This window comes from Streptomyces sp. NPDC052496, from assembly GCF_040679095.1.
GTDB lineage: Bacteria > Actinomycetota > Actinomycetes > Streptomycetales > Streptomycetaceae > Streptomyces.
In genome coordinates this window covers 45627-64360 of the sequence record NZ_JBFAUH010000028.1, presented here as the reverse complement: position 1 = coordinate 64360, position 18734 = coordinate 45627, and the positions used below count along the sequence as shown (strand labels likewise).

Annotated in this window: 13 protein-coding genes; 8 read left to right on the top strand and 5 right to left on the bottom strand. The window is 73.4% G+C overall.

Annotation, left to right across the window (positions count from 1 at the left end):
- Positions 1–67 precede the first annotated feature (67 nt).
- On the bottom strand, positions 68–1744 hold the full coding sequence (locus AB0L45_RS31400; protein WP_365845953.1) for a M23 family metallopeptidase: 1677 nt from the start codon (positions 1742–1744) through the stop codon (positions 68–70).
- 296 nt (positions 1745–2040) lie between these two features.
- Complete coding sequence (locus AB0L45_RS31395) at positions 2041–2955, bottom strand: alpha/beta fold hydrolase (RefSeq protein ID WP_365845951.1); 915 nt, start codon at positions 2953–2955, stop codon at positions 2041–2043.
- A gap of 427 nt (positions 2956–3382) precedes the next feature.
- Between AB0L45_RS31395 and AB0L45_RS31390 the strand changes: the two genes are divergently transcribed.
- A complete protein-coding gene (locus AB0L45_RS31390; protein WP_030024580.1) occupies positions 3383–3793 on the top strand; it encodes a cobalamin B12-binding domain-containing protein in 411 nt (136 codons plus the stop codon).
- Between the two features lie 47 nt (positions 3794–3840).
- Here AB0L45_RS31390 and AB0L45_RS31385 read toward each other — a convergent pair whose 3' ends face one another.
- Entirely contained in the window at positions 3841–5658 is a 1818-nt protein-coding gene (locus tag AB0L45_RS31385) for a DUF5691 domain-containing protein (RefSeq protein WP_365845949.1), read from the bottom strand.
- Between the two features lie 325 nt (positions 5659–5983).
- Positions 5984–7354, bottom strand: coding sequence for an SWIM zinc finger family protein (locus AB0L45_RS31380; protein ID WP_365845947.1), 1371 nt, complete (start codon positions 7352–7354; stop codon positions 5984–5986).
- A 223-nt stretch (positions 7355–7577) separates the two neighbouring features.
- Here AB0L45_RS31380 and AB0L45_RS31375 point away from each other — a divergent pair, with 223 nt between their 5' ends.
- The 7 genes from AB0L45_RS31375 (at position 7578) to sucD (ending at position 17345) form a co-directional block, all read left to right on the top strand.
- A complete protein-coding gene (locus tag AB0L45_RS31375) occupies positions 7578–8711 on the top strand; it encodes an AAA family ATPase (RefSeq protein ID WP_365845945.1) in 1134 nt (377 codons plus the stop codon).
- Positions 8708–11446 carry a DUF5682 family protein gene (locus tag AB0L45_RS31370; protein ID WP_365845943.1) on the top strand — a complete coding sequence of 913 codons (2739 nt, stop codon included), beginning with the start codon at positions 8708–8710 and terminating at the stop codon, positions 11444–11446. Before AB0L45_RS31375 ends, AB0L45_RS31370 begins: the two co-directional genes overlap by 4 nt.
- Positions 11443–12606, top strand: coding sequence for a VWA domain-containing protein (locus tag AB0L45_RS31365; RefSeq protein WP_365845941.1), 1164 nt, complete (start codon positions 11443–11445; stop codon positions 12604–12606). Before AB0L45_RS31370 ends, AB0L45_RS31365 begins: the two co-directional genes overlap by 4 nt.
- 235 nt (positions 12607–12841) lie before the next feature.
- Complete coding sequence (locus AB0L45_RS31360) at positions 12842–13762, top strand: hypothetical protein (protein WP_365845939.1); 921 nt, start codon at positions 12842–12844, stop codon at positions 13760–13762.
- A gap of 129 nt (positions 13763–13891) precedes the next feature.
- A complete protein-coding gene (locus tag AB0L45_RS31355) occupies positions 13892–14839 on the top strand; it encodes a hypothetical protein (RefSeq protein WP_365845937.1) in 948 nt (315 codons plus the stop codon).
- Positions 14840–15255: 416 nt separating this feature from the next.
- Positions 15256–16437 carry an ADP-forming succinate--CoA ligase subunit beta gene (gene sucC / locus AB0L45_RS31350; RefSeq protein ID WP_365845935.1) on the top strand — a complete coding sequence of 394 codons (1182 nt, stop codon included), beginning with the start codon at positions 15256–15258 and terminating at the stop codon, positions 16435–16437.
- Positions 16438–16460: 23 nt separating this feature from the next.
- Positions 16461–17345: a succinate--CoA ligase subunit alpha gene (gene sucD / locus AB0L45_RS31345; protein ID WP_003986215.1), complete on the top strand. Its 885-nt coding sequence runs from the start codon at positions 16461–16463 to the stop codon at positions 17343–17345.
- A 111-nt stretch (positions 17346–17456) separates the two neighbouring features.
- Here the strand turns inward: sucD and AB0L45_RS31340 are convergent, their stop codons facing one another.
- On the bottom strand, positions 17457–18665 hold the full coding sequence (locus AB0L45_RS31340) for a hypothetical protein (RefSeq protein WP_365845932.1): 1209 nt from the start codon (positions 18663–18665) through the stop codon (positions 17457–17459).
- Between the last annotated feature and the right edge of the window lie 69 nt (positions 18666–18734).

The following is an 18734-nucleotide window of genomic DNA, read 5'->3' as shown; positions in this document are numbered from 1 at the left end:
GCGAGGTGCGGGGCGGGCTGTGAGGCCCTGACGGAGCCGTTCGGCGCCCCTCAGGGGCGCCGAACGGTCAGTTCGGGTTGAGGCCGTGGCTGCGCAGCCACGGCAGCGGGTCGACGGCCGAGCCGCCGCCGGGGCGCACCTCGAAGTGCAGGTGGGGCCCCGTGGAGTTGCCGGAGTCGCCCGAGTAGGCGATCTGGTCACCGGCCTTGACCTTGCCCGACCGGATCTTCGTGGTGCTCAGGTGGCAGTACCAGGTCTCGGTGCCGTCCGGGGCGGTCACGATCGCCATGTTGCCGTAAGCGGTGTTGAACTGGGTGCGTACGGTGCCGTCCGTGGCGGCCATGACGGGCGTGCCGTAATCGACCGGGAAGTCGATACCGGTGTGCACGGACATCCAGTTCAGGCCCGCCTGCCCGTAGAGCGCGCTCAGGCCGTGCTGCGCGACCGGCAGCGCGAACTTGGGGCGCATGGCCTCCTTGCGCGCCGCTTCGTCGGCCTTGCGCTTCCTCTCGGCGGCCTGCCGGGCCTTGAGGTCGATGCGTTCCTGCGTACGGCTGGCCCGGTCGGCGAAGTCGTCGGCGCCCGCGCTCAGGCTGGCGAGCTGGGTGTCGAGCTTCTTGTTGGCGACGGCCGGCTGTACGGCCCCGGGATCACCGGCGGCCTGGGTGGTCGTACCGTCCTTGGCGCCGTTCTCGGCACCGCTGGTGACGGAGGCGGCGGCCACGGCGCACACGCCCATCGCGGCGACCGAGGGCACCGCGACGGTCAGCAGCGCGGAACGCTTCGCGGTACGGCGGCGGCCGCGGCCGGACGAACCGCCGCCCTGCCCGGCCCGGCGTGAGCGGGCGGCGCGTGCGCCGGGCACGGAAGCGGCGGCACTTCCGTCGGGCTTGACGTCGGCGATGTCCGCGGAGCTGTCGTCGTACGCGTCGATGCCGTCGACGCTGCCGGTGCCGCCACCGAAGCCGTCGGTGCCGTGAAGGCCGTCAACGCCATCGATGTCGTTGATGTCGTTGATGCCGTCGAAGTCGGGGCCGAGGGCCGGGGTGGTCTGGGTGAGGGCTTCGGCGAATCGGTTGTCCGCTGCATCCTGCTCCGAAAACGCCTCGTATCCACCGTAAGCGGACCCGTACTGCTCGTTTGCGGTCGGATACGGCTCGGAGCCGTAAGGCTGCCCGGTGTCGTGCGCGTCGTTCCCGTACTGCCCCAGGCCCGGAATGCCCGGCCCGGCCCAAGTCATGGTCTCCCACTGGGAGCTGGCACCCGCGTCGTACGGGTGGTTCGCCTCCGGAGGGCCCGCCTGCGCGGGAATGCCGGGGACCAGGCCCTGCCCGACGGCGCCCCAGACCGCGGTGGCCTCATAGGCGTCCGGGCCGGCCGGGGACTCGGCCGCCTCGTAGCCGCCGGTGTCGTACGCGGTGTGGGGGTACGGGTCATAGGTGCCCGCGGAGTGGGTACCAGAGTCGTAGGCGCCGCCCTGGGGACCGGCGGCGTACGTGGCGTACGCGTCCGTACCGAACACGGTGCCGTCGTACGCGGTGGTGCCGTACGGCGCGGCGTCGTGCGCCCCGGTGGCCTGGTGGCCCGGGAGCGCGCCGAAGTACGGGTCGCCACCGCCGTATGCGGCATGGCCGGCCTGGGTGTCGTGGTGTCCGTAGGACCCGTAGGCCGGGTAGTGCGCATACGAGGCGTCGGGAGAGGGGACAGCCGGAGCGGGGGACTCCGACGAGTGACGGTCGTTCACCACCACTTCTCTTTCGCCTCGGCAGCAGGAGAATTAGCGGCGACTGTACCCGGCAGTACGTGACGGCGACAATCTTTGGCAGGTTTCGGGCTTCTCGACAACGGGCATTTGGCCGCCTTTCGGCGGACAGTATGCGCGTTCTTGGCGCCGCGTTCGAGGCGCGTTCGAGGTCGCGGGGGTGCGGAAGTGCGCGGCCGAAGGCCGAATGGGCGGATGCGACCTTGGAAAGTGTCCGGGGCGGAGGCCGGCCGGGACAGCTGCCAGGGGAGGCGGCCCGGGCGCAGGCCGGAGCGGCGTCAGGCCACCGATGTGGCGGTCGCGCTGTCCAGCGTCTCCTCCTCCGCGCCGAGCGCCTCCCGTATTCCGGCCGCCACCGCGCCGTTGACCGGGAGCGCGAGATGCCCGACACCGGATACCCGCACGCTGCGAGTGATCAAATCCCGGTGATCGATACGCGCGGTCTCGACCGGGACCATCAGCTGGTCCAAGTCGCTCCAGAAGCAGACGAAATGCGTCCGGCAATTCGGGGCGGGCCGCGCCAACTCCACGATCACGTCGGAATGCGGTCGCATCTGCCGTACGAGCGGATGCGCAGACATCAGCGGCGCGACCCGCGTACCGCCGTGCGGGGTGCCGAGCGTGACCAGGGTGCGCACCCGGAGGTCACCGCCGAGGCGCTGCGCGTAATAGCGGGCGATCAGCCCGCCGAGGCTGTGACCCACCAGGTCGACCCTGCTGTGGCCGGTGCGCCGGCAGATCTGCTCCACGTGATGGCCGAGCAGTTCGGCCGCTTTGCGCAGGTCGCAGGTGAGGGGGGAGTAGTTCAGCGCCTCCACGTGCCGCCAGCCGTGCCGCAGCAGTGAGCGGCGCAGCAGGACGAAGACCGAGCGGTTGTCGATGAAGCCGTGCAGCAGGAGCACCGGCGGGTGGGAGCGCCCCTGGGTGGGGAGGAGGGTGGTGGTGTCCCCGGTGGGGGTGCCACCAAGGGTTTCCGGCCCGGTGCCTGATCCGGCTTCCGGTCCGGTGTCCGGCCCGGCGTCCGGGTCCGTCTCGGAACCGTTGGGTGTGGCGGGGAGGGCTCTGTGCTGTTCCTGCTGGATGCCGGTCGGGTACAGCAGGAGGTGCCCGACGAGGATCGCCAGCTCCATCACCGTCGCACGCAGCAGCGCGGTGGGGCGGGCCAGACAACAGAGAAAGGGCAGGGCCTTCATGGCCGACCTCCCGAATGGCACGCGGGAGACGACTCTGTCCCCCGTGTGCCCTCATGGGCAGCCGCTTCCGGCAACGTACAAGTACGTGAACGAGCTGCTGCCCGGACGTACGGATACGGAGACGGATGCGTTCAACGGCCGGACCCCCGTGCCGCGCGGCTGACGGCGCGGAGGAACGGCGACCTCACTACGGCTCCCCGAGCGCCCGTCCCGCCGCATGAAGCGACGCGGAACGCAACGCATCGCGAACGTGTCCCAACGTGTGATTTCCCCCTCCCTCAGTGTTACGAAACGGCCGGGTACGGGATGCTGGCGATAACGTTCGTTCACGCTTGGGGCGGCCGGCGCGGCCGCCATTCGGATGTCGGTCCGGCGGCCCTGCCCCGTGCAGGAGCCGTGTCGTGCCGTGCAGGGCTGGGAGGCAGTGATGGGTGTGCAGGGTCCGATCCGCGTGGTGGTGGCCAAGCCGGGGCTCGACGGCCACGACCGGGGGGCCAAGGTGATCGCGCGGGCGCTGCGCGACGCCGGCATGGAGGTCATCTACACAGGGCTGCACCAGACCCCGGAGCAGGTCGTGGACACCGCGATCCAGGAGGACGCCGACGCGATCGGCCTGTCCATCCTGTCCGGCGCGCACAACACCTTGTTCGCCAAGGTCATAGAGCTGCTCAAGGAGCGGGACGCGGCGGACATCAAGGTCTTCGGCGGCGGCATCATCCCGGAGGCGGACATCGCGCCCCTCAAGGAGCTGGGCGTCGCCGAGATCTTCACGCCCGGCGCGACGACCACCTCGATCGTGGAGTGGGTCCGCGCCAACGTCCGCCAGCTCGCGGCCTGACACCCCGCCGCCCGGACGGGGCGGCTCCGGCCCGGCCGCCGGCCGGCTCACGGGGCCAGCTCCGCCCGCATCGTGGCCCGCAGCCGTAGCGTGCCGACCAGACGCTGGAACGCCTCGGACCAGTAGCCCACGGCGCCCGGCGAGCCGTCCGCCGGCTCGTCCGGTGTCGCCGTGAGCATGGCGAGCCGGTCCGCCGCGTCCGGGTCCAGACACCGCTCCGCCAGGCCCATCACCCCGCTGAAGCTCCACGGATAACTGCCCGCGTCCCGGGCGATGTCCAGCGCGTCGACAACCGCCCGCCCCAGCGGCTCGGACCACGGCACCGCGCACACCCCGAGCATCCGGAACGCGTCGGACAGCCCGTGGGCCGCTATGAAGTCCGCGACCCACTGAGCCCGTTCGTCCTCGGGGAGCACGGTCAGCAGCCGCGCCAGGTCACGTGAGGACCCGGCCGGGCGGTCGGGGGCGGACTGGGGGGAGGGGGCGTCCGGGGTGGCCGGTGCGGTCCCGTACGCGCCGGCGCCGTGCGTGGCGGCCGCCGGGGCGCCGAGCAGGGCCCGGGTCCAGGCCACGTCGCGCTGGCGGACGGCGGCGCGGCACCAGGCGTCGTGCAGTTCGGTACGCCAGCCGTCGGCCACCGGCAGGGCGACGATCCCGGCCGGATCCCGGCCGCCCAGCCATCCGCTCCAGCAATCCAGCGGCGCGGCCTCCAGCAGCTGGCTCAGCCACCAGGCCCGTTCGCCCCGGCCGGTCGGCGGCCTGGTCACCACTCCGTCGCGCTGCATCGCCGCGTCGCATGCGGGCGGGGGCTCCACGACGAGGGTCCAGGTGTCCGTACTGGGCGAGGCCGGGCTGTATGTGTCCGGGCTGTACGTGTCCGGGCTGTATGTGTCCCGGCCGTACGGGTGCGCGTCGCCCTCCGTGCGGACGAGGGAGACGCAGGCGCGGGCCCGGTCCGCCATGCGTGCGGCGAGGGCGGTGCCGGGCAGGGCGGACAGCAACTCGGCCGCCGTCCCGCGCACGTTGCGGCTGCGGTCGGACAGGGCCTGCTCCAGGAACGGCTCGTCGGCCGCCGACAGGCCCTCCCGCAGCGAGTCGAGGAACATCAGCCGGTCCTCGGCACGCTCGCTCGACCACGTGGAGGCAAGAAGGGCCAGCCCGGCCGCGGGATCCCGGCGCCGCAGCGCCGCCAGCAGGGAGACCCGCTCCGCGAACAGGCCCTCCTCCCACAGGGCACGTACGGCCTCCGGGTCGTCGGGACCGGGCAGCGCGGCCGTGCTCCCGATGCCGCGCAGCGCGAACTTCCACTCGTCGTTGAGCCGCGCCAGCCACAGCGCCCGCGGCCCGGCGAAGGCGAGCGCCGCCGCACGCAGGTCCGTCCGCGCACGGGCCGCGTCGAGCAGCGCGGGCAACAGCGCCTCCGGGGCGCGGTAGCCGTGCCGGGCGGCGGCGGCCAGCCACTGCGGCAACAGCTCGGTCAGGTCGGGGGCCGTCCCGCGGCGGTGGCCGCCACCGGTGCCGTTCCGGTCGGCGAGCAGCAGCGTGAGGCGGCGCCGCGCGGCCGGCGGCAGCGGCGGGCGCGGGTCGGGCGGAGCCGGTACGGGACGCTCACGGGCGGGCGCGGGACGCAGGGCGGCCCGGCGCCGGACCGTGCTCACGGCGGCCGCGTCCAGCAGGGCGGCCGCGGTGCTCCGGCCCTCGCGGGCGGTCACGGGCGGCGTACGGCGTTCCGTACCGAGCAGCGCCGAACTCACCAGCTCCTCCCAGGAGGGCTCCGGGGCGACGGTGGGGCCGGGGTGGGGGTTGTGGCGAGTGGCGTCCTGGGTGCTGGGCCGGGTGGTGGTCTGTGTGCTGCTGTCGATCATGTCTTCCCCCGGGTGGTGATCGGATCTCGGGCGACTGGTTGGGTGGGTGGCCGGTGAGGTGGGTGGCCGGTTGGGTGGGCGGCCGGAAGGGTGGGCGACTGGTCGGTCGGGCGGTGGGGTTCGGGTGGGCGACTGGTCGGTCGGGCGGTGGGGTTCGGGTGGGCGGCTGGTCGGTCGGGCGGTGGATTTCGGGTGGGTCGGTGTGTGGGGACGGGGCGGGATACGGGCGATGGCCTGAGCCGGTACCGAGGCGGAGCCACCGGCGTACAGAGCCGCCTGCGCACAGAGCCACCGCCACCCGCTCCGGGGCCAGGCAGTCACCCGTTCACAGCGCCACCGGCTCCGGATCCCAGACGGTCAGGGGCACGAAACCGCGGTGCCCGCACTCGCCGAAGACCGTGACCGGTTCGCCGCCGGATATGGCGGCCAGGCGCCACAGCCCCGACCGCCCCGCACAGCGCGGGTCCACCGGCAGCGCCGACTCACCGTCCGCGTCGGCCAGTTGCCACGGTTCGCCGCCCTGCCCCGGTATGGGTACGACGTCGGCCAGGACCACCGGCCAGGTGTCCAGCCACGGGTCGTCGCGCAGCGCGTCGCCGTACGCGGTCAGCGCGGCATCGGTGCCGCCGCCCGGTGGCGGGCCCGTGACCGGAACCGGATCGGCGTGCCGCGCACCCAGGACGACGCGCAGCGGGCGCGCGCCCGGGTAGTAGGCCAGGTCGGCGTCCAGGAGCAGGCCTCTCGGCAGGGAGAGGTCCAGCGCCCGGTCGGGCCCGCCGAAGGAGAGATGCAGCGCCATCCGCCCCGTCCGCTCGCCGCGCAGCCATATCCGGCGGCTGGTCAGCATGGATTCCTCGGTGTCCTGCTGGGCGAGCACCAGCCAGCGGTCGCGGACGGTCGTGGTGTCCGGGCCGGCGAGCACGTCGGCCGCGTCGGTGGTCAGCCCGACGCGGGTGCGGACCGTCGAGGCCAGCGCGGGCGGCAGGCGGTCGATGCCCAGGAACGCCTGGCCGAGGAGGTGGATCAGGGAGCACTCCGCGAGCAGCCGGGACGGCCAGTCCGCCCCGGACGCCACGATCGGCCCCAACTCCCGCACGCGCGCCGCCAGGCCGGGCGCCTGGGCGTCGACCATGCGGGCGGCCGTCTCGTCCCAGGTGCCGTACCCGGCGCGGTCGGCGGTGGCGAGACCGGAGCGCAACAGGTCCTCCAGGCGCTGCTCCAGCTCGGTGGCGCCGGCGCTGATCCGCTGGGCACGCAGCGCCGCCCGGCGCCGAGCGGCCTCGGGCCCGACGGACGGCGAACCCCCCTGCGCCGCGCCCCCTTTGGCTTCCCCCGGCACCTTCCTCTGCTCGCGCTGTCTGCGGGCGGCGAGCCACTCCTCCACCCACGCGGGCGGCTCGCCCTCGGTCACGGCCCCCTCCTCACCCGCCCACATGAGCAGCAGGCCCAGCGCGTGCTTGCACGGGAACTTGCGGCTCGGACAACTGCACTTGAAGGCCGGCCCAGCCGTGTCGACGACGGTTCGGTACGGCCTGCTGCCGCTGCCCTCGCACAGGCCCCACACCGCGCTGCCCCGTGTGCCGGTCTCCGGCCACGAGCCCGGAGTCGCAAGCCGGCTGCCCGCCTTCCCTGACGGTGCGTCGGGCGCGAGTGCGAGCACGTGATCCGACGTCCAGCGTTCCCCCTGCGGATTCATGCCCCAAACGCTACGAGCCCCCACTGACAATCGCCCTGACCAGCAGAAGTCGCCTGGTCATGACGGGGTCTTCCAGTCCGCGCGGCGCGTGCCGACATCGCGCTGAAGTAGCAGGCCAGGGCCGGTTTTCCGGTGATTGTCAGTGGTGTGGTGCAGGGTGGTTCACGCAAGCGGCCGGCGGAGGCGGGGTACCGGCCGCAGACCTTGCGACGAGGGGGAGACCATGCCCGAGAACATCACCGAAGAGCTCGCCGGAGGCACCGGCGCCGACGGCTCCGCACAGGCACTGCGGCCCCATGCGGAGGACGCGTTCGCGGAGGAGCTGAAGGCGCTGGCGGCGGCCGACGACCGGCCGCGGCCCGAGCGCTGGAAGCTGTCGCCGTGGGCCGTGGCGACGTACCTGCTCGGCGGCAGCCTGCCGGACGGCACGGTCATCACGCCGAAGTACGTCGGCCCCCGGCGCATCGTCGAGGTCGCGGTGACGACCCTGGCGACCGACCGCGCACTGCTGCTGCTCGGCGTGCCCGGCACGGCCAAGACCTGGGTGTCCGAGCACCTGGCGGCGGCCGTCAGCGGCGACTCGACTCTGCTTGTGCAGGGCACGGCCGGTACCCCGGAAGAAGCCATCCGCTACGGCTGGAACTACGCGCAGCTGCTCGCCCACGGCCCCAGCCGGGACGCGCTGGTGCCGAGCCCCGTCATGCGGGCGATGGCCCAGGGCATGACCGCCCGCGTGGAGGAGCTGACCCGCATCCCGGCCGACGTGCAGGACACGCTCATCACGGTCCTGTCGGAGAAGACGCTGCCCATCCCGGAGCTGGGCCAGGAGGTCCAGGCGGTGCGCGGCTTCAACCTGATCGCCACGGCCAACGACCGCGACCGCGGGGTGAACGAGCTGTCCAGCGCCCTGCGCCGGCGCTTCAACACGGTCGTCCTGCCGCTGCCCGCGACCCCCGAGGAGGAGGTCGACATCGTCTCCCGGCGCGTCGCCCAGATCGGCCGCTCGCTGGACCTGCCGCCCGCGCCCGAGGGGACGGACGAGATCCGCCGCGTGGTCACGGTCTTCCGGGAGCTGCGGGACGGGGTCACCGCCGACGGCCGCACCAAGGTCAAGTCGCCGTCGGGCACCCTGTCCACGGCCGAGGCCATCTCCGTGGTGACCAGCGGCCTGGCCCTGGCCGCACACTTCGGCGACGGTGTGCTGCGCTCCGGGGACGTGGCCTCGGGGATCCTCGGCGCCGTGATACGCGACCCGGCGGCCGACCGGGTGGTGTGGCAGGAGTACCTGGAAACCGTGGTGCGCGAGCGCGACGGCTGGAAGGACTTCTACCGCGCCTGCCGAGAGGCCGGCGCATGAACACCCGGGCGGACCGGCCGCTCCTGCTGGGCGTACGGCATCACGGACCGGGTTCGGCACGGGCGGTCCGGGCGGTCCTGGAGCGCCACGAACCCCGCGCCCTGCTGATCGAAGGGCCGCCGGAGGCCGACGCGCTGGTGGCACTGGCCGCCGACGAGGCGATGCGGCCGCCGGTCGCGCTGCTGGCCCATGTCCCCACCGACCCGGGGCGGGCGGCGTTCTGGCCGCTGGCGGAGTTCTCTCCGGAGTGGGTCGCGATCCGGTGGGCCCTGGCCCATGACGTACCGGTGCGCTTCATCGACCTGCCCGCGGCGCATTCCCTGGCGTTCGGCGAGGGCGACACGCGCGGCGAGGGCGGCGCGGGCGACACGCGCGGCGAGGGCGGTGCGGACGGTGAGGGCGGCGCGGACGGTGAGGGCCTTCCGGGGGATCCCGCCGGGACGGTGGACACGGACCGGGCGGCGGAGGCGCGGATCGACCCGGTGGCGGTGCTCGCCGAGACCGCCGGGTACGACGACCCGGAGCGCTGGTGGGAGGACGTGGTCGAGCACCGCGCCCACCGGGAGGGCGAAGCGGCTGCGGACGCAACTGGGGCGGACTTCGACCCGCGCGCCTCCTTCGACCCGCTCGCCTCCTTCCAGGCGCTGGCCGAGGCGATGGAGGCGCTGCGCGAGGCGTACGGCGTCGGCGGGCACGACCGCGACCTGGTGCGCGAAGCCCATATGCGGCTCCGACTGCGGGATGCGCGCCGGGAGTTCGGGGACGACATCGCCGTGGTGTGCGGCGCATGGCACGTCCCGGCGCTGGCCCGGCGCACGACCGTGACCGCCGACCGGCAGCTCCTCAAGGGCCTGGCGAAGGTGAAGCCCGAGGTGACCTGGGTGCCGTGGACCCACCGCAGGCTCTCCCGCCGCAGCGGGTACGGCGCCGGCATCTCCTCGCCCGGCTGGTACGGCCACCTCTTCAGCGCGCCCGACCGCCCCGTGGAACGCTGGATGACCAAGGTCGCCGGGCTGCTGCGCGAGGAGGACTACGCCGTCTCCTCCGCCCATGTCATCGAGGCCGTACGGCTTGCCGAGGCACTGGCCGCGATGCGGGGGCGCCCGCTGGCGGGGCTGGCCGAAGCCGGTGACGCGGTGCGCGCGGTGCTCGGCGACGGGTCCGACGCGCCGTCCGCCCTGATCCACGACCGGCTGGTGGTGGGGGACGTGCTGGGGCAGGTGCCGGACAGCGCCCCGGCGGTACCGCTCCAGCGCGACATCGCCCGCAGCCAGCGGTCGCTGCGCCTCAAACCGGAAGCCGCGGACCGGGAACTGGACCTCGACCTGCGCAAGGAGACCGACGCCGGGCGCAGCCGGCTGCTGCACCGGCTGCGGCTGCTGGGCGTGCCGTGGGGCGAACCCGCCCGGACCCGCGCGAGCACCGGCACGTTCCGGGAGGGCTGGCGGCTCCGCTGGGAGCCCGAACTGTCCGTACGGGCCGCCGAGGCCGGCATCTGGGGCACGACGGTGGAAACCGCCGCGACCGCCAAGGCACAGTCCGACGCCCTGGCCACCACCGCCCTCGCCGACGTCACCGCACTGGCCGAACGCTGCCTGCTGGCCGCCCTGCCGGACGCGCTGCCCGTGGTCATGCGGGTCCTCACGGACCGGGCCGCGCTCGACACGGACGTGGGCCACCTGGCCCAGGCCCTGCCCGCGCTGGTCCGCTCGGTCCGGTACGGCGACGTACGCGGCACGGACGCCGCCGCGCTCGGCGAGGTGGCCACCGGCCTGGCCGAACGGGTCTTCGTCGGCCTCCCCCCGGCCTGCACGGGCCTGGACGCGGACGGCGCCGCCGACATGCGCCGCCACTTGGACGCGACCCACCACGCGGTAGGGCTGCTGGACGAGGGCTCGGCGAGCGCTTCGGCAGCCGGGACCGGAGTGACGGCCGGGACCGGAGTGGTGGTCGGGGCCGGAGTGGTGGTCGGGGCCGGTGCGGCAGCCGGGGCCGGTGCGGCGGCCCGGGGTGGCGGCCTGCGGGAGCGCTGGGCGGCGGTGCTGCGGAAACTGGCCGAACGGGAGACGGTGCCCGGCCTCCTGCGCGGGCGCACGACCCGGCTGCTGCTCGACGACGGGCGGCTGACCCCCGGGGACGCCGAGCGGCTGATGGGGCTGGCACTGTCGCCCGGCACCCCGCCGGCCGAGGCGGCGGGATGGATCGAGGGGTTCGCGGGCGGCGACGCCGGCGGGCTGCTGCTGGTGCACGACGAACGGCTGCTCGCGCTGGTGGACGGCTGGCTGACCCGCGTACCGGCGGACGCGTTCACGGACGTACTGCCGCTGCTGCGCCGTACGTTCGCGGAGTACGACACCGGAGTGCGCCGCACCCTCGGCGAGTTGATACGCCGCGGCGGACCGCCCGGGCCCGCAGGAACCGGCTCCGGCATCGGTTCCGGTTCCGGCATCGGCCCCGGATCCGGGCAGTACGCAGGGCATGCCGGTCAGGAACCGGCGATACCGGGCTTCGGGCCCGGCCTGGACCGCGACCGGGCAGCAGCCGTGCTCCCGACGCTGCGCGTGCTGCTGGGCCTCACGGACGACCTCAGCGCGGGCCCGGACTCCGAGGAGGGGCGGAAGACGGAGCGTGAGACGGAGGCGGAGCGCGAGACGCAAACGGAGCGGAAGGCCGGCCGGGAGACGTTGCGGGAGACCGAGCGGGAGAGGGCGCCGATGACGGGGGTGGAGCGATGAGCGAGGCGCAGGAGAGGCTGCGGCGGTGGCGGCTGGTGCTGGGCGGGGGCGGCGCCGACGGGACCGGTTGCGAGTTGCGCGGGCAGGACGCCGCCATGGACGGGGCGCTCAGCGCGCTCTACGGGGGCCGCCGGCCGGACGGCACCGGCGGTGGCGACTCGCGCACGGCGGGCCTGGGGGCCTCGGCGCCCAACGTGGCCCGCTGGCTGGGCGACATCCGTACGTACTTCCCCACCTCCGTCGTCCAGGTCATGCAGCGCGACGCGATCGAACGGCTCGGCCTGTCCACGCTGCTGCTGGAACCGGAGATGCTGGAGGCCGTCGAAGCCGACGTGCACCTGGTCGGGACGCTGCTGTCGCTCAACAAGGTCATGCCGGAGACGACGAAGGAGACCGCGCGGGCCGTGGTCCGCAAGGTCGTCGAACAGCTGGAGAAACGGCTGTCGACCCGGACACGTGCCACGCTCAGCGGCGCCCTGGACCGGTCGGCGCGCGTCAGCCGCCCCCGGCACCGCGACATCGACTGGGACCGTACGATCCGCGCGAACCTCAAGAACTACCTGCCCGACCACCGCACGGTCGTGCCCGAGCGCCTGATCGGCTACGGGCGGGCCGCGCAGTCGGTGAAGAAGGACGTGGTGCTCTGCATCGACCAGTCCGGGTCGATGGCCGCCTCCGTCGTCTACGCCTCGGTGTTCGGCGCGGTGCTGGCGTCCATGCGGGCCATCGCGACCCGGCTGGTCGTCTTCGACACCGCGGTGGTGGACCTGACGGACGACCTGGACGACCCGGTGGACGTGCTCTTCGGCACCCAGCTCGGCGGCGGCACGGACATCAACCGCGCCCTCGCGTACTGCCAGTCGCAGATCACCCGGCCCGCGGACACCATCGTCGTACTCATCAGTGACCTCTACGAAGGCGGCATACGCGACGAGATGCTCAAACGCGTCGCGGCGATGAAGGCGTCCGGGGTGCAGTTCGTGACGCTGCTCGCGCTGTCGGACGAGGGGGCGCCCGTGTACGACCGGGAGCACGCGGCGGCGCTCGCGGCGCTCGGCGCGCCGGCGTTCGCCTGTACGCCGGACCTGTTTCCGGAGGTGATGGCGGCCGCGATCGAGAAGCGGCCGCTGCCGATACCGGACATGACGGAGCAACGGTAACGAGAGCCTCAGGGGGCTTGCGGGGCACCTGGGCTGTCGTGCAAGGATCTGGCCCTGTCAGCGCGTTGGCCGTGTCGGCGTGTCGGCCATGTCAGCGTGTCGGCCGTGTCGGCATGTCGGGCGTACCGCCCGCACCGGTCGCGGTTCGCGGCCGGGCATGCTCCGGCCGTCCGCGTTCCCTGGCCTTCCGTGTCTCCCGGCCTCGTGTTCCCCGGCCCGTCGAAAAGGATCTTCCGTGTCCGCTGTGTCCGCCCTCCCTGCCGCCGTGCGCCTGTCGCGCGCCGCGGTGGTGCGGCGTGCGCTACTGGCGGGACTGTTCCTGGCGGGGTTCGTGGCGCTCGGCTTCGCGTTCGGCGGCGGTGCGCATGCGGCGGACCGGCCGGCGGGCATGGAGCCGCAGGCCGGGGCAGTGACTGCGACGGGTCCGCAGACATCGGTCAAGGCGTCGGCGACCGATGCCGGGCGTGGGCTGGAGCGCGGTGGCGCGACGGCCGCGGACACGGTGGACACCGTGGCGGAGACGCCGGTCGGCAAGGCCGTACAGCCCGTAGCCGAGCGCACCGCTCCGGTCGCCGGGCAGGCCACGGAGCCTGTCACCGCACCGGTACGGGACGTGGTGCGCGAGGTGCGCCACGCGGCCGGCGCGGACTCGCTCCCCGTAGGGCTTCCGGGGCGCATCCCCGGTGTCGACGGCAACGGTGACGGTGACGGGGCCAGCGAGCCCGGTGACGGGCACGACGAGCAGCAGCCGAGCCAGGACTCCGGCCAGCGACCCGGCACCGTTACGCAGCATGCCGGGACCGGCGCCGGTGACCGGCCGGACGCTGTGCGCGCCGACACGGCCGACTGCACGCCCCGTTGGGCGCGTACGGGCGGGCTGCGCGACACGTCGTCGCGGGCTGCGCAGCGTGCCGGTGTGCCGGGGGAGCAGCAGCCGGGCCAGGGCCGCGGTGGCCTCCCCGGCCCGTTCCCGCAGGGGCCCGCTCCGTCGGCCTCGCACACCGCCGGAGACGGCCACGGTCCGCGTGGCGCGGACCAGTTCGCCGCCGTGCCGGTGCATCCCGCGCACTTCGGGCTGGTGCCCGGAGGCGTCCTCGCGGCGGCCGAGCCGCCCACCCGGCAGCGTGCTGCCGACATCCTCGAATTCCCGGGCTAGGGCAGACCTTCAGACCTTCGGCGTCTGAGATCCCCGTCCGCAGACGACGCGTCTGCAACGACCTGCCGCGCGGGGGCGGGACAGGTCTGCCCGTTCGAACCCCCTGAATTCGAAGGACGTTTCACCATCATGCGTACGCACATCCGTCGTTCCATCGTCGTAGCCGCCGCCGCTTCCGGCCTGTGGGCCCTCGGTTCCGTCGCCGCCAACGCGGCCGGCCTCCCCGGCACCGCCGACCTGCCCGCCGCCGGCGCGGTCACCGGCGTGGTGACCGACACGGTCACCGGCACGGTGCAGGACAAGCTCCCGGCCGGCGACGTCCCCACGCAGGGCCTGCCCGCCACCCGAAAGCTGCCTGCCACCCCGAAGCTGCCCGCCACCCCCAAGCTGCCCGCCACCCCGAACGTGCCGACGACCGGCGACCTGGGCAAGGCCACGGACCTGGGCAAGGCCACGGACCTGGGCAAGGCCACGGACCTCGGCAAGACCGCTGACCTGGGCAAGGCCACGGACCTCGGCAAGACCACCGACCTGGGCAAGGCCACGGACCTCAACAAGGCCACCGACCAGCTCCCCACCGACGCCGCCCAGGGCGTCCTCGCCGCCGCCCGTCCCGTCGTCGACAGCACCACCGCCGACGTCCTGCCGCCCGTCGCTCAGCGTGCGGTCGGCAAGGTCGTCCCGGTCGCTCAGAGTGCCGTCGGCGGTGCCGGGCAGCTCGCCGGTGACGTGACGGGGCAGGCGACCCCGTTCGTGCAGGGTGTCGCGGGTGGTGCGCAGACCTTCGTGCAGGGTGTGGCCACGGATGCCACCCCGTTCGCGCAGGGCCTGGCCGGCACCGTCAAGAACGACGCGTCGGGCATCGCCGGCAGTGCCACCGCGGGCGCTCAGGGCGTACTCCCGGGCCGGACCGTGCCCGCCACGCCCACCCTGGCCGCCGTACCCACCGTGCCCACCGGCCTGACCGACCTGACCGACCCCGCCAACATCCCGGCGCTGCCGACCCTCCCGGGCACCTCGGCGCTGCCGACCCTCCCCGGCACCACCCTGACGGCCCTCCCGGTCCAGGGCGTCTGACCGTCGCAGGCCGGCGGCCGGGCGTACGCACAGGGTGGTGTGCCGTACGCCCGTACCGCCATCCGTGAAGAGAAGTGAGCGCGCAGCCGGGTGGCTCCCTGTGGGGAGGGAGCCACCCGGCTGCGCGCTGCGTGCTGCGCGCAGGTGTGCGGTGTGCGCGGGCGCGCGGGTCCGCCGGTACCCCTGTGTGATCTGTGACCGCCGTCTCTGTGACTGTTATCACCGCCGCAGTGTGATCTGCGATTTAGGGGTGCCGGTCCTGCGGGGATAACCTGCGAGACGGACATGCCGCGTACCGGCCACCGTGTACGCCTCCCTCAGTGACAGCGCAGTCACGTTGCCCATCGCGGCACGCCCATGCAGACAACGAACCGCGATCACTACGGCGATTCTGAGTAGACAAGGGACGGACGCGCGTGGACCTGTTCGAGTACCAGGCGAGGGACCTCTTCGCCAAGCACGGTGTACCGGTGCTGGCCGGTGAAGTCATCGACACGCCTGAAGCGGCACGCGCGGCGACCGAGCGCCTCGGCGGCAAGTCCGTCGTCAAGGCGCAGGTGAAGGTCGGCGGCCGGGGCAAGGCCGGCGGCGTGAAGGTGGCGACGACGCCGGACGAGGCCGTCGCCCGCGCCACGGACATCCTCGGCATGGACATCAAGGGCCACACGGTCCACAAGGTGATGATCGCCGAGCTGTCCCCGGAGATCGAGGCGGAGTACTACGTCTCGTACCTCCTCGACCGCACCAACCGCACCTTCCTGGCCATGGCCTCGGTGCAGGGCGGCATGGACATCGAGGAGGTCGCGGAGAAGACCCCCGAGGCCCTCGCGAAGGTCCCGGTCGACTCCAACGAGGGTGTGACCATCGAGAAGGCCCGCGAGATCGTCGCGCAGGCGAAGTTCCCGGCCGAGGTCGCCGAGAAGGTCGCCGAGGTCATGGTGACCCTGTGGGACACCTTCGTCGCCGAGGACGCGCTCCTCGTCGAGGTCAACCCGCTGGTGAAGACCAAGGACGGCCGCATCCTGGCCCTGGACGGCAAGGTCTCGCTCGACGAGAACGCCGACTTCCGCCAGCCCGACCACGAGGCCCTGGAGGACAAGGCCGCGGCGAACCCGCTGGAGGCCGCCGCCAAGGCCAAGGGCCTGAACTACGTCAAGCTCGACGGTCAGGTCGGCATCATCGGCAACGGCGCGGGTCTCGTCATGAGCACCCTGGACGTCGTCGCGTACGCCGGTGAGAAGCACGACAACGTCAAGCCGGCCAACTTCCTCGACATCGGCGGCGGCGCCTCCGCCGAGGTCATGGCGAACGGTCTGGAGATCATCCTCGGTGACCCGGACGTGAAGTCCGTGTTCGTCAACGTCTTCGGCGGCATCACCGCCTGCGACGAGGTCGCCAACGGCATCGTCCAGGCCCTGGAGCTGCTCAAGTCCAAGGGTGAGGACGTCACCAAGCCGCTGGTCGTCCGCCTGGACGGCAACAACGCGGAGCTCGGTCGCAAGATCCTGAGCGACGCCAACCACCCGCTGGTCCAGCGCGTGGACACCATGGACGGCGCGGCCGACAAGGCCGCCGAGCTCGCCGCGGCTGCGAAGTAAGGGATAGAGGGACTCAGACCACCATGGCTATCTTCCTCACCAAGGACAGCAAGGTCATCGTCCAGGGCATGACCGGTGCCACGGGCATGAAGCACACCAAGCTCATGCTGGGCGACGGCACCAACATCGTCGGCGGTGTCAACCCGCGCAAGGCCGGCACCGAGGTCGACTTCGACGGCACGTCCGTGCCCGTCTTCGGCTCCGTCGCCGAGGCGATGGAGAAGACCGGCGCCGACGTGTCCGTCATCTTCGTGCCGCCGAAGTTCGCCAAGGCCGCCGTCGTCGAGGCGATCGACGCCGAGATCGGCCTGGCCGTCGTGATCACCGAGGGCATCGCCGTGCACGACTCGGCCGCCTTCTGGGCGTACGCGTCGAGCAAGGGCAACAAGACCCGCATCATCGGCCCGAACTGCCCCGGCCTGATCACCCCCGGCCAGTCCAACGCCGGCATCATCCCGGGCGACATCACCAAGCCCGGCAAGATCGGTCTGGTGTCGAAGTCCGGCACGCTGACCTACCAGATGATGTACGAGCTGCGGGACATCGGCTTCACCTCGGCCGTCGGCATCGGTGGCGACCCGGTCATCGGCACCACCCACATCGACGCCCTGGAGGCCTTCGAGGCCGACCCGGAGACCGAGCTGATCGTCATGATCGGTGAGATCGGCGGCGACGCCGAGGAGCGTGCGGCCGACTTCATCAAGGCCAACGTCACCAAGCCGGTCGTCGGCTACGTCGCGGGCTTCACCGCGCCCGAGGGCAAGACCATGGGCCACGCCGGCGCCATCGTCTCCGGCTCCTCCGGCACCGCCCAGGCGAAGAAGGAGGCCCTGGAGGCCGCCGGTGTGAAGGTCGGCAAGACCCCGTCGGAGACCGCCCGCCTGGCGCGCGAGATCCTCGTCGGCTGACCGCCACAGCGCATCGGCGCGGGCCCGTACCCCTCCCGGGGGGTGCGGGCCCGCGCCTTTCGTACGGCCGGGCGCGGGGCGGGGGCGGGGCTCGGCGCCGCCCCGCCCCGGTCACCGCGCCTCCGGGGCGATCAGCCCCGCCCGGCCCGGAGGGACCGCCTTCCGACGCGCCGGACCGGCGGCTGCGGGCTGCCGGGCGCGGGCGTGCCGCACCCGCTCCGTACGGGGGGCCGGCCGTTCGGGACGGTCGCCTTGCTGCTCCGTACGGGAACCCTGGGCTGTACGGGAACCCTGCTCCGTACGGGAACTCTGGGACGCATGGGATCTCTGGGCTGTACGGGATCTCTGGGTCGTACGGGATCCCTGGGTCTTCGCGCCGGGTGTGGGGGATGCCGACACGGCCGGAGGGCCGGCCACGGGGCGGCCGCCGGGCAGCGTGCCCGCCTCGTTGACGAGGGTGAAGGCCGTCGCCGCCGCGATGACGGCCGTGAGCCCGAACGCGCCCTGCGTCATCCGGCTGACCGTCCGCTCGCCGCCCGTACGTACGGTCCTGGCGTCCGGCGGCGCCACCGGGTGCACGGCGGCCAGCCCGGCCAGCCGTTCGCGCAGGATCTCTCTCTGGCGTACGGGTGTCTCGGCGGCCAGGCCGAACGCCGGCACCCGGTCGGCGACGGCCCGGCGCGCGTGCAGCAGTCGGCCGGCCGTCGCGGGCGTACTGGCCTCCACCTCGGCCGCCGTCTCGCTCAGACCCAGACCGAGACCGTCGTGCAGGAGCAGCGCGCGGCGGTAGGCCGTAGGCAGGCTGAGTACGGCGTCCCGCAGCGCGCGCTGCGGGGGAGTGACGGGCGGCGCGGCGGGCACCTTGGGCGTCGGGCGCTGCCCGGCCCGCAGGTTGGGGCGCATGCGGTGCCAGGGCGACAGCGCGTACTCGTGCACCATGGCCCGCACCCGGCCCGCCGGGTCGGGATCGACCGCCACCTCGGGCCAGCGCTGCCAGGCCGCCTGGAACGAGCGTTCGACGGCTTCCTGGGCGAGGTGGGGGAGGCCGGTGAGCACGATCGCCTGGCGGGTGAGGTCGGGGGCGTGCCGTGCGTAGAGGGCGTCGAAGGCGGCTGCGGGGGTGCGGGGGGCAGGGGCGGGGTTGGTGGTCGCTGATACCTCGTCAGAGGGCGTGCCGGTGAGGGGGTCTGACGGGGCATCGGCGACCGGTGGCGACGGCGCGGCGACCGATGGCGGCGTGGCGTCGGCAGCCTTGCCCGTGTTTCCGGCGCGGCCAGGGCGCTTTGCGCGGCCCGGGCGTCTGGCGCGTCTGGACGACATGGAAAGGTACATAAACATATATTGGGCGACACGTCCGGCAATTGCCCGCTCCATGGCGGAAACGTGTGT